Below are 13,432 nucleotides of genomic sequence, written 5' to 3' on the forward strand. Positions count from 1 at the left end.
CCCTTTAGCGCCGAGGCTTTGCGACGGACGAATAGTGCAAGTAACGCGACCACGTAGCGATGGGCGTGCCATGCACGCATTGATGGGGGGGGCGTCCACGTCTGGCCATGAGCCCCGCGCCTCGCGAACGGATGCGTATTGAAACCGTCACTTCGCGCTGAGATATCGTCACGGCGCTTCAGCGTGCGGCGTCCAACGCTGACCGTCGAGCGTCCCAATTGAAAACGCCAGCACGAGCCTCGACACACGCCAATCAGCCTGTGATTGCACCACCTGACGTTGCGCCGTTGCGAGGGTGGTTTGTGCGTTCAGGACATCGAGCAGGGGACCGACGCCGGCACTGTAGCGTCTGCTCGCTACGTCGTACGCTTCCCGCGCGCTTTCCTGTGTCGACGAGGCAACCTGTAGATTCGCCATTTTCGTTATCACGTCCTGATAGCTGCGCCATACTGCCGACGCGACTTCCAGCTCGGCTTTATGCAGGCTTGCGCGGTCGATATCAACCTGAGCCTGCGATGCCTGATGGTGATACTCCTGACCAAACCCCGAAAAGATGGGGATGCTGATCTGAATTCCTACATATTTGCTGTACGTGCGCGTGTCGCGTGGAAATGCGCCTAATGACTTGTCGTTGCTCAACGTGCCCGACAAGGAAATCGTGGGCAACTCCTCCCTGCGCGCAAGTTTCGCGTTCGCTTCGTCAGCTTCGATCAGTGCTTGCGCCTCGCGCAACTTCGGATTGACAGCTTTTGCCAGCGCCAGCAGATCAGCAATCGAAGACGTAAAATTCACGTCCGGTTGAGCCCCCGCGCTCACATCAACTTCAATGGCAGTATCGACGGGAATTCCCATGCGCAGACACAAGGTGCCTTGCGCGGTCTTGAGCGCACCCGTCGCGTTTACGCGTGTGTAAATTGCCTCCTGCCATGCGGCCTTAGCCTGCAATTCATCGTTCAATGTACCGGCGCCCGCAAGGTGTTTGTGCCGGGCAATCTGAAAGCTTCGTTCGGCATTCGCCTCGGCGTTGTTCGCCGCATCAAGTGTGCTTTGTGCAGTCCAGACCGCATAGAACGCGGCTGCAGCCTGTTCGAACACAGATTGCAGTGCTTCGGTATGGCTCGCTTTGGAAAGCTCGAGAAGCCCCTTGTAATAGGCCAGGTTCGCGTCGCGCCTTCCGAAATCGAAGAGCACCCACGACAGCCGTAACTCACCATAACGATCCGATGCGCGGCCCATTGCATCAGGCAGTGTCGGACCAGATAGGGTTTCAGTTTCAACCGTACGCGAACGTGTGCCACTGGCGTCTAGCGTCGGCAACCACGCAGATTTTGCGACACCCACCTGAGCCGCGTTCAAGACCATGTTCGCCCAGCTTTCGCGCACGGTCGGATCGCTACACAGAGCGCGACTGACTGCGTCATACAGGGAAACAGGCGAATGAAGGCTCGCCTCACTACAGGCGCCTGTAGTGCGTGCCATCTGGTTCAAATCGGGCGATACGTCTTCCAGCCCTCTTCGTGTCGAAAACGGATCCAGTTGCGCATGCGTCAGCGGAACGACGAGCCCGGCGACCGCAAGGCAGGCAACAACGACCGAACAACGGTATAAAAGCGTTCGAAGCGCGACATTCTTCTTTCTCATGCCGTTTCCCGCACATGCCCAAGCTCGATGACGCGATCAGCAGATGCGATGGTTTCAGGACGGTGCGCGACAATGATCCGTGTGATATTCAGCTTGCGCATCGCTGCGTTCACGGCGCGTTCGTTGTTCACATCAAGATGGCTCGTCGCCTCATCGAGCAGGAGCAGTTTCGGACGGCGGTAAAGGGCGCGTGCGAGCATCACGCGTTGCCGCTGACCTGCGGACAGGGCAGACCCCATGTCGCCGATGTAGGTGTAGTAGCCCATCGGCATCGCACGAATATCGGCATGGACGGAAGCCGTTTCCGCGCATTCCGTGATCCACGCGAAGTCGGGCGTTGGATCGAAGAAGCTGATGTTCTCGGCAATCGATCCCGCGAATAGTCGATCCTCTTGCATCACGACGCCGATCAGGGAGCGATAGTTCGCAAGACCCATTTGTCGAATCGGCATGCCGCCCGCGATAATTTCCCCCGAATGAGGTGCCAACAAGCCTGCGAGCAGTTTCAGCAACGTCGTTTTGCCTTGACCAGAGGGTCCGACAATTGCAACGGCTTCGCCCGCCTCAACACGCAGATCCAGGTTATCGATGATCCTCGGCCCGTTCTTCGAATAGCTGTATGACAATTTCTTGACTTCGAGCGTTGGCACAAATTCATCCACGTCCGGCGCTCGCATCACTTCATCCGGCTCCCGTTTCGTGAGCACGATATCCGCCAGCCGCGCCGCGTGAAGTTTGAGAATTCGCAGCTCGTACACTTTGTCGATCAGCGCAGTAAAGCGTGCGGTGAACTGCCCACGATAAGACAGGAAGGCAAACAGCATCCCGAGCGAGAGCGACCGGTCGATGACGGCAAGCGCGCCGAAGTAGGTCACTAGAATCGCCTCGAGCCCGAAGATGAAATGATTGCTTGTGGTCGCGATCAGTTGAAGCCGTCGCGTTCGCAGGTCGGCGTTCTTCTCGCTTACGATCACGTTCAGCCAGCGGGCCAGCCGGTCCTCCGCCTTACCGAAAAGGCGCACGCTCTGAATGCCCCGGACCGATTCCATGAGCAGACTTTTGCCTCGTGCAGCGAAAACGATCTGCTTCTGATTCGACATGCGCAGCGCACCATAAATGAAGGCGCGCAAGATCGCGTAGAGCACGACGGCAACCACGCTGATAAGCGATAGCCGGGCGTTGTAGACGATCATGATAATGATGGTGCCGATCGACATGAGACCATCGAGCACGGATTCAACGAAGCCGACCGTCAGCGCTTGCTGGATCGTATTGACGCTATCGAAGCGGGAAACGATATCGCCAATGTGGCGTTTTCCGAAATAGTCGAGCGGCAGATTCAGCAGATGGCGGAACACGTTCGCCGACCATTGCACATTCACGACCGTGCTGAACGTCGTTACAGCCCACGATCGCATTGCTTCTGTCGCGATATGGATCACCAGCACCAACCCGAAACCCAGCGCCAAAATCAGAAGCAGGTGTCGATCGCCAGTTGTAATGGCTTGGTCCGTGACCCACTCGGGATAGAAGGGCGCAACAATGGTGAAGACTTCAAGCGCGAGGGCGAGCAAGAAGACTCTGAGCAACCCGCGCCCGACACCACTTGCACGCCCCATCAGGGACCGCAGACCGATTTCCTGCTTATCCCTGCGAGGCTGAAAGGCCGGCGTCGGCACGAGTTCCAATGCCATGCCGCTGAAATGCAGTGACAATTCCTTGAGCGACATGCGCCGCGCGCCGAGCGCGGGGTCAACCAACATCACATGATCGCGGTCAACACGTTCGAGGACGACAAAATGCCGAAAATCCCAATGCAGAATGCACGGCAGGCGCAGCAGGTGAAGCTCTTCCGGTTCCAGCCGAACCGCACGCCCGGCAAGATCGAGGGATGCGCCGATCTTGACAAGATCGAGCAACGTAAGCCCCTTAAGTGATGGCGAAAAGCGCCTTCGCAACGTTGGCAGATCGGTATCGTAGCCATGAAACGTTGCGATCATGCTGATGCAGGCTAGTCCACATTCCGTTGCTTCGGTTTGCAAGTGCACGTCAATACTGCGCCGAAATCCGAATTGAAGTTGGCGGTTCATGGTTGCTTTGGTTGGGTGAAGCGTGAACTGCGGTCAGGGCGAGCGGCGGGTGAGCGTGTACAGCGGTTCCAGTACCCATTCGTACAGTTTGCGCGTATCGAGCACTACGTCTGCGTCGACGCGCATCCCGTCCTGCAAGGGAATCGACTCGCCGTAGGCGTTGATGGTCTGTGAATCGAGCGCAACCGTGATCTGATACAGGTTCTCGGATCTGTCGGCATCACCCGTTTCGGTTGCGGTTTGCAATTGCGACGGGCTCAAGGCGGTGCGAGCGATCTGCGTGACCTTGCCCGCGTAGGCCCCGAATTTCTGATACGGGAACGCTTCGTATCGCAATTCGACGGGCGCGCCGATCTTGACGAAACCGACTGCCTTGCTCGGCGCAAACAGTTTCACGTCGAGGCGTCCACCTTGCGGCAGCAGCGACATCAAAGGCGTTGATCCGTTGACCGACTGACCGGGACGAGTGAGCAGGGCCGTAACGGTGCCTGCGATTTGCGCCGGTATCGTGATTTCTCGGTTGGATTCGTTGTCGGCGATTTCGCCGTCCACCTGTAGCATCTGCCGGTGGATCGTGCCTAGTTGGTTTTGTTCATCAAGCGGTGCATTTCGAAGATCCGCCTTCACCTGTGCGAGTTCCGCGTGAGAGGCCGTGCGTTGCTTTCGCAGGTCTTCGAGTTGCGCTTGACTCGTCAACATGCTTTGCTCGTGCTGCTCGAATTCGGATTGGGACACCACATCGTCACGCCGCAATTGTGCGAACCGCGCGCTGTCGATTTCGGCAAGCTTCGATCGCGCCTCAAGCGTCGTGATTTCCGTATCCAGATGCTGAATACCTGCGCTCAGTTCGGTGGCCTTCGCCCGGAGCATCGCAATGTTCTGTTCGAAGATGCTTTGTATATGCCGCGAGTCGCTTTCCAGGCTGGAGCGCCGCGCATTCAGTTCAACACCGATCTGCTGCCGCGAGTTGCCGCCCGCGATAGTGCGCTCTGTGGATACGACGACCAAAGGTTGGCCGACATTGACAACGTCCCCTTCGTTGACGAGCACGCGGATAACCGTGCCGACCGTCGGCGCGAATATTTCTGCCGCGCCGTTGTCGATCATGACCCTGCCTTGTACCTCTTCCTTGCGCGTGTACTCGCCGAAGATCAGGAACAACACCACGGCGGTCGCGATTGCGAAGAACACGATGCTAGTCGTGAGGCTGCGTGCCGAACCTGTCAGAACGACCTCGCCGAGCCATTGATGCTGGCGAAATTCGAGCGCAGCGGGGCGGAACAGCAACGCACGCTTACTTTGCCGTGGCTGTTCCTCTTCCGGCTGCTCTGCGCTGGGGGCGGTCGATATCTCGCTCATGCTTATCTTGCGGTCAGCGGATGATCACACGCGCTGAGCACCGACGGCGCTTGCGGCTTCTTTAGACACAAACCAGCCGTTCGTCTTCTTCAAAAGCCAATACATCAAAGCGAAAGGCAGGACACCTTTGAGAATGGCAAAGACAACCGCATCAGCTATCAGGCCTGGATTGTTTACGAATCCGGGCGTTGAAATGTGCGCATGTGGCTGCGCGTGGGTGAACAGGATCGGCAGCATCATTGCGCAGATGTTCATCATCGTATGTGCACCGATCGACAGTTCCAGTCGTTGATCGCGTAAGCTCAATGCAGAAAACCCAAGCGAGCAAAAAAACAATGTCGTTTTGATGGGCCAGTCGTACTGTGTGTGGTAGATCGCGAAGAGGGCGGCAACGATTGCGACGACAATGAGCGGGGAACGCACATATTGCCCGAGCGTTTGCGTTAACCACCCACGGAAAAACAATTCCTCGGCAAACGCGAGAACGAGAATGCCGAACCACGCGGCGAGCATCCCGAGAATCCGACCGAAACCTGGAATTTCCTGCAGCAGTTGAAGGTGCCCGAACGGAAGCGTCCATGTGCCAATTCGAATCGACGTATAGATGGACATGACTGCGGCCGATATCACGAAGGCAGGCAGATAAAGAACCGCGCCGAACAGGCAACGCCGAAGTTTGAAACGTAGGTCGACGGAAATCAGGGAGAGGTACGGGCGTCGCAAGACGATCTTGCATGCAAGCCAGAAGCCTATGATGCCCGTGGTGCTGGCTGTATTGGTGTACAGCGAGATAGCTGCGCGAGCGGCATCAAAATTCTTGAAATACAGAGTCCAGCCCGAAAACATCAGGATCCCAAGCGTGCCGATGATACTCACGAGCGCGCTAAGAAGGATCGTCGATGCGGTTGCTCGCCAATCAGTCCGGCCAAGCTTGGCAAGATCAATAAACGCACGCGTTATATCGTCTTTGGTTTTCATGGAATGATGATCGAGTGAAACAACGGTTGCTTGCTTTTAGCAACGCAATTGCGGTGCGCTGTGTGGTGCCATATCGATGAAGATCAGACGTCCAGTCGCGGGACCAGTAGCGCGCCGTCATTCATCGATCAGGCTGGGTTCATGGCCTGTACATCAGGGCGCTGCTTAGTGGTTGTGACCGCCGCCACCGATGCCGAGCCCGTGTGCGGCAGCGCCAACCGCGTATCCTGCGGCGAAGCCGATCGGAGAAGATTGGAAGGAGGTGAGGTTGGCAGTTTCAGCCTGACCCAACGAAAGACCCTGTTGCGCGGCGTCATATCCGGCAACTGCCGCGCCGCCCCACGTAGACATTGATTCGTCCTGCAAGCCCTTCGTGGCTTCCGCGAGTTGGCCGTTGTTTTCAGCCTGCCCGATGGAATCGTTGGCATCGGAGTTGAAGCCTGCGTCGGCCAGCGACGTCGCGTCGCTGCCTACTGCCGAATCGGCGGCGGAATCACCGTCGCCGTCCCCATCCCCATCCCCATCCCCGTCGCCGTATCCGCCACCATCACCATCGCCATCGCCGCCGCCATCACCATCACCACCGGCCACGTAGCGCAGCAAATCCAGATCGTCAATCGTTTGCATGTGATCCACTCCTGAAATATGCGGGTTTGACGTGTACATCCACAATGGCACCCGCGCAGCCATTGATTCTCAATCGGTTGTCGAAACAAAGGTCGTGCGTCAGGATTCCGACCGTTGCAGCACTTGCGACGGCGGTTGCGTGTGCGTCTGTTCGGTGAATGCGCCGCGCACTGGAATGGGATTTTCGCTGTCCGCTATCGCCCAGGTCAGGCAAGGAGCGACTTCCCACGTTGAGGCCGGAATATCCGGCAGCGCCGCGATGAACGACTCTTCGTCCGTCCACTGATGCAATGTCAATACAGGCAAGAAAGCTTGTGCCTGATTTCCGTTTCGGCAGATCAGCGCATCCCGATCCATACGGAAGTGACCGCGATAGCGCGTGCGATCAACAGGACGGCCGTTGAATATCAGCGACAGGAACACGTGCGACGCACCGATACATTGGTCCGACAGGGACTGTTGCAGATCAGGAAAATTCGCCATCTTGGGCGCCGGCACAAGCTGCGTGGTGAACTCTGCATCCACGTACCGAGTGACGGCCAGAGCAGAAAGTCGATCTACCACGCCCGAGAACGAATCTTCCAGCTCGTCCTGCTTTCGTGGATCGAGCAACCGCGACACGAAGCGCGTTAGCGCCGTCGCGTCGTATGGAAGCGGAACACCATAAGCCGGCCACGACATATCATCTGTCTGTCGTTCAACGGTATGGCGGTAAAGCGTGTGCCCTTCGCTGGGCGTCAGTTTGGCGTTGCGCAGCGCGTGCAGATATTGGCCGTGTTCGTTGCTATATTCAGGGGAGTTCGGCAGCCCGCCGCCGAGCTTGCCGCCTGCCGTTGCGCGCACGAGTATTCCGAATTTTTCGTGATCCAACTGGTCGACTGTGACTTGCTCAAGCGGTCCGAACAGGCTCACGCTAACGGCGGTATCGCGCAGCGAATCGACGGCCAGGTTCGCGCACGCCTTCGTCACCGCCACGATGACCGACAACTCCGGTGATAGGTCGCGTGGGTCGAACGTCCATTGACCGCCACGCCCGATGCGCTGCAAGGTCGCGCGATTTCGCAGGCTCACGAAGACACCACCTTGCGGGCGTGCTCCGGTCAATTTGTATCCTCGCGGATCAGGCAGAGCGGAGCGATTCGCAATTGCATCGACAGCAAGCCGCGCAAGCTGTAATGCGGTCACGTCAACCGGTGACTGCGCGTCTTGTGCTGGTTCGCGCATGACTGGCGGCGTCACAGACACGCCGTATAGGCGATTAGCCGTCGTCGCAACCGTGAGTATCTGATTGACAGCGTCGTATTCGACGGATGTTGTCACGGCATCAGGAAGCTGGAATACACCTGCGAGCGCAAACGTTTGAGGATCGATTGCGCGTACGCGCCCGTTCGTGCTTCCGAACCAAATCCATGGGCCGATGCGGGCAGGCGACGAAAAAATCTTCGAGTGTGCGCCGATCTTGGCGATTCCTTCGCCGGTCGCCAAATCGATCACGTACAGGTATTTGTCCGTAGAGCCGCAGTAGGCGCGAGCACCGTCGATCAGCGGTGTTGTGTAGACGGCGTTGCCGGTCTGGATGCAGAATTTCAGTTCGCCGCTATCGAGGCTCACGCCGCGAATGCCACCGTCGAACGATCCGAACACGACTTGCCGGCGATCGGGATCGAATGCGGGCGCATGCTTGACCGCGCCGTTCGTCTGAAACTGCCAACGAAGTGCGCCGGTACATGCGTCGAGCGCCAGCAGGGCGCCGTCGTTCGTGCCGCAGAGCACCAGCGAACCATCAGCGGCATAGAGCGGGGAGCCATGGACGTAGCAACGGACCGGGCATTCCCAGACCTTGTGACCGGTTTCAGCGTCGATCGCGGCTATGCCGCCGCCTCGCGTCGGACTGGCGTATTCAACGCCGATAAAGACCAGATTCAGGTCGGATGCATAGGCCGGTGAAGAGCCAATCCAATCGGGTTCGACGTATCGCCAGATTTCCCGGCCGCTTTGGGCACACAACGCGTACAGGTTACCGTCGTAGCCGCCGAAGAAGACGCGCTCGGGCGTCACGTACGGCGTAGACCAAATCCCTTTCGAGCGCGCCGCCTCGATCTTGAAATTCCAGCGCGTTTCGCCGCTTGCGCCATCGATGCAACGCATTTCGCCGCTGTCGGTTCCGAAATAGATCAGGCCGCCTTGCGCGCGCGGTGCGGATTTCGGTACGACATAGTGGTGATTCGCAGAGGCCGCTTTACTGAGCCAGCGCACGAGGAACGAAAGCTGCGTTGAATGGCTCTTCGGAATTGACAGTTTCAGGTCGAAATCACCGAGAACGTATGCAGATTCTACTGTAACGCCATGTCGCTTTTGCCAGTCCTCACCCATATTGGACTGGTAGTCGATCACGCTCCATACTTTCCAGATCGGGCGGCCAATTTCCGCTAATACAACGCGTGATTGTTCAATGCTCGCGCCGCTGTTGAAAATATCATCCACGAGCAGAATGGGCGCATCTGAAACCTCGCCTTCGATCGCGTTCATCCGGCCGTAACGCTTACGCTCTTTGTGAATGATGAAGCCGCCGAGGTTGTGCCCGTTTCGTGCGCCGGCCATAAGAATCGCAGCCACGAGCGGGACAGCGGCCATTTCCATGCCGCCGACCTGAAACGGCAATTGATCCGCATAACGATTCCAGAATAAATCCGCGAGTGTATCGAGCCCTTCTGTGGAAAGGAGGATTGGCCGTAAGTCGATCAGCCATTTAAGGGACTTTCCGCTCGACGATACAAGCTTGTGTTTCGGCGCGCGAAATATGCATTTCGACTCAATTAGGTAACGTAGCGCGGTCCACCTGTCCAGGCTGAAATCATTCATGTTTTTTAGTCGGTCGATTACTTCACGTGTCTCCATCGCGATTCGCCTGGGCAGGCGGAATGCATCAATCCCCGTCACACTATGTGGGATTTGAAGATCGCCAAGAATTTCATTTATAATAACGAAAGGTTACAGATGCATTCCGCAGTTGGCGCGTAAAATCAATTGTGCGGCGCTCGAATTCTGCATTGCTCATACGAAATAAAGCGAAAATATTTTTAGAATATTTTAACGATGAAAATAATTGCCTATTTTTTATTGGTGATATAAGTGGGTTTCGCCGACGCGACAGAAGCGAAATATTCGATTTATCGATACTAAACATCGCTGTCGTCAAAATTAAATTCTCGCTGAAACCGATATCGGCCGAGTCGGTACTTCGGAGCGTACGCCCTGTGTTCGCAAACTGAGCGGCCTGAGAGGGCCGCTAACACCCGCGTCTTTGTCTTGTAAAAGCGACAAAGTGCCGGGTGCACGGGGCGCGATCGGCAACCTGGCACCAAATGAAAGAACCGGCGGGAAAGCCGGTTCGAGAGATTCGCGCTGTATCTGCGTGGGATGAAAAGGCTGTTGGGCAGCCATCCTTGGTTTTGTCCAGTCTTCCCTCACCAGCATCGCGCCGCATGCGGATAAGCCGAATCCATCGGAAAAACGTATGAAAACCCCGCCTATCAAGCCTCTCAGGAAACCTAGTGGTTTCCACTCATAGTCGCAAATAGTCAAGAACAGGTCGCCGCCGGTCTTCTCGCGGCCAATATGGCTCGTTACTTTTACTCCCACGATGCAGGCCGGGCACACCCCGCGCACCGGCTGCCGCGAGTCAAACCGGGAGGTAACGAACCATGAAGTCGACGAAGATCGCCGCGCTTGTCGCGGCCGTGCTGGCGACCGGCGCGTTCACACACGCGGCGCAGGCCGAAACGGATGCCGCGGCCTGCCGCACCGTGCGTTTCGCGGATATCGGCTGGACCGACATCACGTCGACCACGGCGCTCGCGTCGACCGTGTTCGAGGCGCTCGGCTACAAGCCGACCACGACGATCGCGTCGGTGCCGATCTCGTTTGCCGGCCTGAAGAGCAAGCAGCTCGACATATCGCTCGGCTACTGGTGGCCCGTGCAGCAGAAGCAGCTCCAGCCGTTCCTCGACAGCAAGTCGATCAACGTCGTCGAGCCGCCGAACCTGTCGGGCGCGAAGGCGACGCTCGCGGTGCCGAGCTATGAATACCAGGCCGGCCTGAAGACCTTCGAGGACATCGCGAAGCACCGCGCGGAACTCGACGGCAAGATCTACGGGATCGAGCCGGGCAGCAGCGCGAACGCGACGATCCAGAAGATGATCGACACGAACCAGTACGGGCTCGGCGGCTTCAAGCTCGTCGAGTCGAGCGAGGCCGGGATGCTGGTGACGGTCGAGCGCGCGATCCGCGAGAAGAAGTGGGTCGTCTTCCTCGGCTGGGAACCGCACCCGATGAACATCCAGCTCAGCATGAACTATCTCTCCGGCGGCGACGCGTCGTTCGGGCCGAACTACGGCGAAGCGCGCGTGTACACGCTCACGGCGCCGGACTTCATTTCACGCTGCCCGAACGCCGGCAAGCTCGTCACGAACCTGCGCTTCTCGACGCAGCTCGAGAACCAGCTGATGCAGTCGGTGATGAACAAGACGAAGCCGGCCGATGCCGCGAAGGCGTACCTGAAGAAGAACCCGCAGGTGCTCGATCCGTGGCTCGCGGGCGTCAAGACGTTCGACGGCAAGGATGGCCTGCCGGCCGTGAAGGCGTATCTCGGCCTGTGACGGATGGCCGATGGCCCGCGCGCTGCGCGCGGCGCGCCCTGACGAAATCCGCATTGCGACACAACCCGATTCAAGCGAGGCAACCAGCATGAACCACGAAGTCATCATCACCTGCGCCGTCACCGGCGCGGGCGATACGGTCGGCAAGCATCCGGCGATTCCGGTCACGCCGAAGGAGATCGCGGCGGCCGCGATCGAGGCCGCGAAGGCCGGCGCGACGGTGGCGCACTGCCACGTGCGCGATCCGCAGACGGGGCGCGGCAGCCGCGACCCGAACCTGTACCGCGAAGTGGTCGACCGCATCCGCTCGGCCGACGTCGACGTGATCATCAACCTGACGGCCGGCATGGGCGGCGATCTCGAGATCGGCCCGGGCGAGGACCCGATGCGTTTCGGCAAGGGCACCGACCTGGTCGGCGGCCTCACGCGCCTCGCGCACGTCGAGGATCTGCTGCCCGAGATCTGCACGCTCGACTGCGGCACGCTGAATTTCGGTGACGGCGATTACATCTACGTATCGACGCCCGCGCAGTTGCGCGCCGGCGCGAAGCGCATCCAGGAGCTCGGCGTGAAGCCGGAGCTGGAGATCTTCGACACGGGCCATCTGTGGTTCGCGAAGCAGTTGCTGAAGGAAGGACTGCTCGACGATCCGCCGCTGTTCCAGCTGTGCCTCGGCATTCCGTGGGGCGCACCGGCCGACACGGGCACGATGAAGGCGATGGTCGACAACCTGCCGCCGGGCGCGCACTGGGCCGGCTTCGGGATCGGCCGCATGCAGATGCCGATGGTCGCGCAGGCGATGCTGCTCGGCGGCCACGTGCGCGTCGGCCTCGAAGACAACATCTGGCTCGATCGCGGCGTGCATGCGACCAACGGCACGCTCGTCGAGCGCGCGAGAGAGATCATCGAGCGCCTCGGTGCCCGCGTGCTGACGCCGGCCGAAGGCCGCCGCAAGCTCGGCTTGCCCGCACGCGGCGAGCGTCCGCTCGAACGCCGTGCGATCGCCGAGTTCGCGTGAGTGTTTCCCTGACTGATTGATACGACGCGGCGGCGCGCACAGGCGCGGCCGCCCACCGATTTCCCCTGATTTGAAGGATGCGTTGACATGGCTGTGAAGACCGACATCAAGACGTTCGCCGCCATCGGCACCGGCGTGATCGGCAGCGGATGGATTTCCCGCGCGCTCGCGCACGGTCTCGACGTGGTCGTATGGGACCCGGCGCCGGGCGCGGAAGAGCGGCTGCGCGCGAACGTCGCGAATGCGTGGCCCGCGCTCGAGCGCGTCGGTCTCGCGCCGGGCGCCGATCCCGCGCGGCTGCGTTTCGTCTCGACGATCGAGGCATGCGTCGCCGACGCGGATTTCATCCAGGAAAGCGCGCCCGAGCGCGAGGCGCTGAAGCTCGAGCTGCACGAGCAGATCAGCCGCGCGGCGAAACCCGACGCGATCATCGCATCCTCGACATCGGGGCTGCTGCCCACGGATTTCTATGCGCGGGCGACGCGTCCGGAGCGCTGCGTGGTCGGCCATCCGTTCAATCCCGTCTATCTGCTGCCGCTCGTCGAGGTGCTCGGCGGCGCGCGCACGTCGCCGGAAGCGGTCGAAGGCGCGATGGAGGTCTATCGCAAGCTCGGCATGCGGCCGCTGCACGTGCGCAAGGAAGTGCCGGGCTTCATCGCCGACCGGCTGCTCGAAGCGTTGTGGCGCGAGGCGCTGCACCTCGTCAACGAAGGCGTCGCGACGACCGGCGAGATCGACGACGCGATCCGCTTCGGCGCGGGCATCCGCTGGTCGTTCATGGGCACGTTCCTGACCTACACGCTCGCAGGCGGCGACGCGGGCATGCGACACTTCATGCAGCAGTTCGGCCCCGCGCTCGAACTGCCGTGGACGAAGCTGGTCGCGCCCACGCTCACCGATGCATTGATCGACAGCGTCGTCGAAGGCACGACCGAACAGCAGGGCACGCGCAGCATCAAGGAACTCGAGCGCTATCGCGACGAGTGCATCACCGAGGTGCTGAAGTCGATCGCGGCCGTGAAGGCGCGGCACGGGATGCGATTCGAAGACTGAGGACAAGA

General features: G+C 59.4%; 9 protein-coding genes. 3 read left to right on the top strand and 6 right to left on the bottom strand.

Annotated elements, in window-relative coordinates; translation table 11 throughout:
* Positions 1-168: 168 nt before the first annotated feature.
* The 6 genes from FFS49_RS02060 to FFS49_RS02085 all read right to left on the bottom strand — a co-directional run bounded on the left by FFS49_RS02060 (position 169) and on the right by FFS49_RS02085 (position 9,593).
* Positions 169-1,641 (bottom strand): TolC family protein, encoded by a 1,473-nt coding sequence (locus tag FFS49_RS02060; RefSeq protein WP_137909769.1) that lies wholly within the window; start codon positions 1,639-1,641, stop codon positions 169-171.
* A complete protein-coding gene (locus tag FFS49_RS02065; RefSeq protein WP_137909770.1) occupies positions 1,638-3,731 on the bottom strand; it encodes a peptidase domain-containing ABC transporter in 2,094 nt (697 codons plus the stop codon). Before FFS49_RS02065 ends, FFS49_RS02060 begins: the two co-directional genes overlap by 4 nt.
* 33 nt (positions 3,732-3,764) lie before the next feature.
* Positions 3,765-5,090, bottom strand: coding sequence for an HlyD family efflux transporter periplasmic adaptor subunit (locus tag FFS49_RS02070; RefSeq protein ID WP_137909771.1), 1,326 nt, complete (start codon positions 5,088-5,090; stop codon positions 3,765-3,767).
* A gap of 24 nt (positions 5,091-5,114) precedes the next feature.
* Positions 5,115-6,068 carry a CPBP family intramembrane glutamic endopeptidase gene (locus tag FFS49_RS02075; protein ID WP_137909772.1) on the bottom strand — a complete coding sequence of 318 codons (954 nt, stop codon included), beginning with the start codon at positions 6,066-6,068 and terminating at the stop codon, positions 5,115-5,117.
* A 165-nt stretch (positions 6,069-6,233) separates the two neighbouring features.
* Positions 6,234-6,695 (bottom strand): hypothetical protein, encoded by a 462-nt coding sequence (locus FFS49_RS02080; protein ID WP_137909773.1) that lies wholly within the window; start codon positions 6,693-6,695, stop codon positions 6,234-6,236.
* A gap of 99 nt (positions 6,696-6,794) precedes the next feature.
* Positions 6,795-9,593: a PQQ-binding-like beta-propeller repeat protein gene (locus FFS49_RS02085; protein WP_137909774.1), complete on the bottom strand. Its 2,799-nt coding sequence runs from the start codon at positions 9,591-9,593 to the stop codon at positions 6,795-6,797.
* 806 nt (positions 9,594-10,399) lie between these two features.
* Here FFS49_RS02085 and FFS49_RS02095 point away from each other — a divergent pair.
* From FFS49_RS02095 to FFS49_RS02105, 3 genes are all read left to right on the top strand, one after another.
* Positions 10,400-11,353, top strand: coding sequence for a choline ABC transporter substrate-binding protein (locus FFS49_RS02095; protein WP_046548500.1), 954 nt, complete (start codon positions 10,400-10,402; stop codon positions 11,351-11,353).
* An 88-nt stretch (positions 11,354-11,441) separates the two neighbouring features.
* Positions 11,442-12,371 carry a 3-keto-5-aminohexanoate cleavage protein gene (locus FFS49_RS02100; RefSeq protein ID WP_039366557.1) on the top strand — a complete coding sequence of 310 codons (930 nt, stop codon included), beginning with the start codon at positions 11,442-11,444 and terminating at the stop codon, positions 12,369-12,371.
* A gap of 87 nt (positions 12,372-12,458) precedes the next feature.
* Positions 12,459-13,424 (top strand): L-carnitine dehydrogenase, encoded by a 966-nt coding sequence (locus tag FFS49_RS02105; RefSeq protein ID WP_137909776.1) that lies wholly within the window; start codon positions 12,459-12,461, stop codon positions 13,422-13,424.
* The last annotated feature ends 8 nt before the right edge of the window (positions 13,425-13,432 follow it).

It is taken from the genome of Burkholderia sp. 4NA327C6 (assembly GCF_005502655.1).
GTDB lineage: Bacteria > Pseudomonadota > Gammaproteobacteria > Burkholderiales > Burkholderiaceae > Burkholderia > Burkholderia contaminans.

Coding starts and splice junctions, on each gene's coding strand:
- FFS49_RS02075 (WP_137909772.1), bottom strand. CDS start 6,068: ATGAAAACCAAAGACGATATAACGCGTGCGTTTATTGATCTTGCCAAG.
- FFS49_RS02060 (WP_137909769.1), bottom strand. CDS start 1,641: ATGAGAAAGAAGAATGTCGCGCTTCGAACGCTTTTATACCGTTGTTCG.
- FFS49_RS02070 (WP_137909771.1), bottom strand. CDS start 5,090: ATGAGCGAGATATCGACCGCCCCCAGCGCAGAGCAGCCGGAAGAGGAA.
- FFS49_RS02105 (WP_137909776.1), top strand. CDS start 12,459: ATGGCTGTGAAGACCGACATCAAGACGTTCGCCGCCATCGGCACCGGC.
- FFS49_RS02095 (WP_046548500.1), top strand. CDS start 10,400: ATGAAGTCGACGAAGATCGCCGCGCTTGTCGCGGCCGTGCTGGCGACC.
- FFS49_RS02100 (WP_039366557.1), top strand. CDS start 11,442: ATGAACCACGAAGTCATCATCACCTGCGCCGTCACCGGCGCGGGCGAT.
- FFS49_RS02085 (WP_137909774.1), bottom strand. CDS start 9,593: ATGGAGACACGTGAAGTAATCGACCGACTAAAAAACATGAATGATTTC.
- FFS49_RS02065 (WP_137909770.1), bottom strand. CDS start 3,731: ATGAACCGCCAACTTCAATTCGGATTTCGGCGCAGTATTGACGTGCAC.
- FFS49_RS02080 (WP_137909773.1), bottom strand. CDS start 6,695: ATGCAAACGATTGACGATCTGGATTTGCTGCGCTACGTGGCCGGTGGT.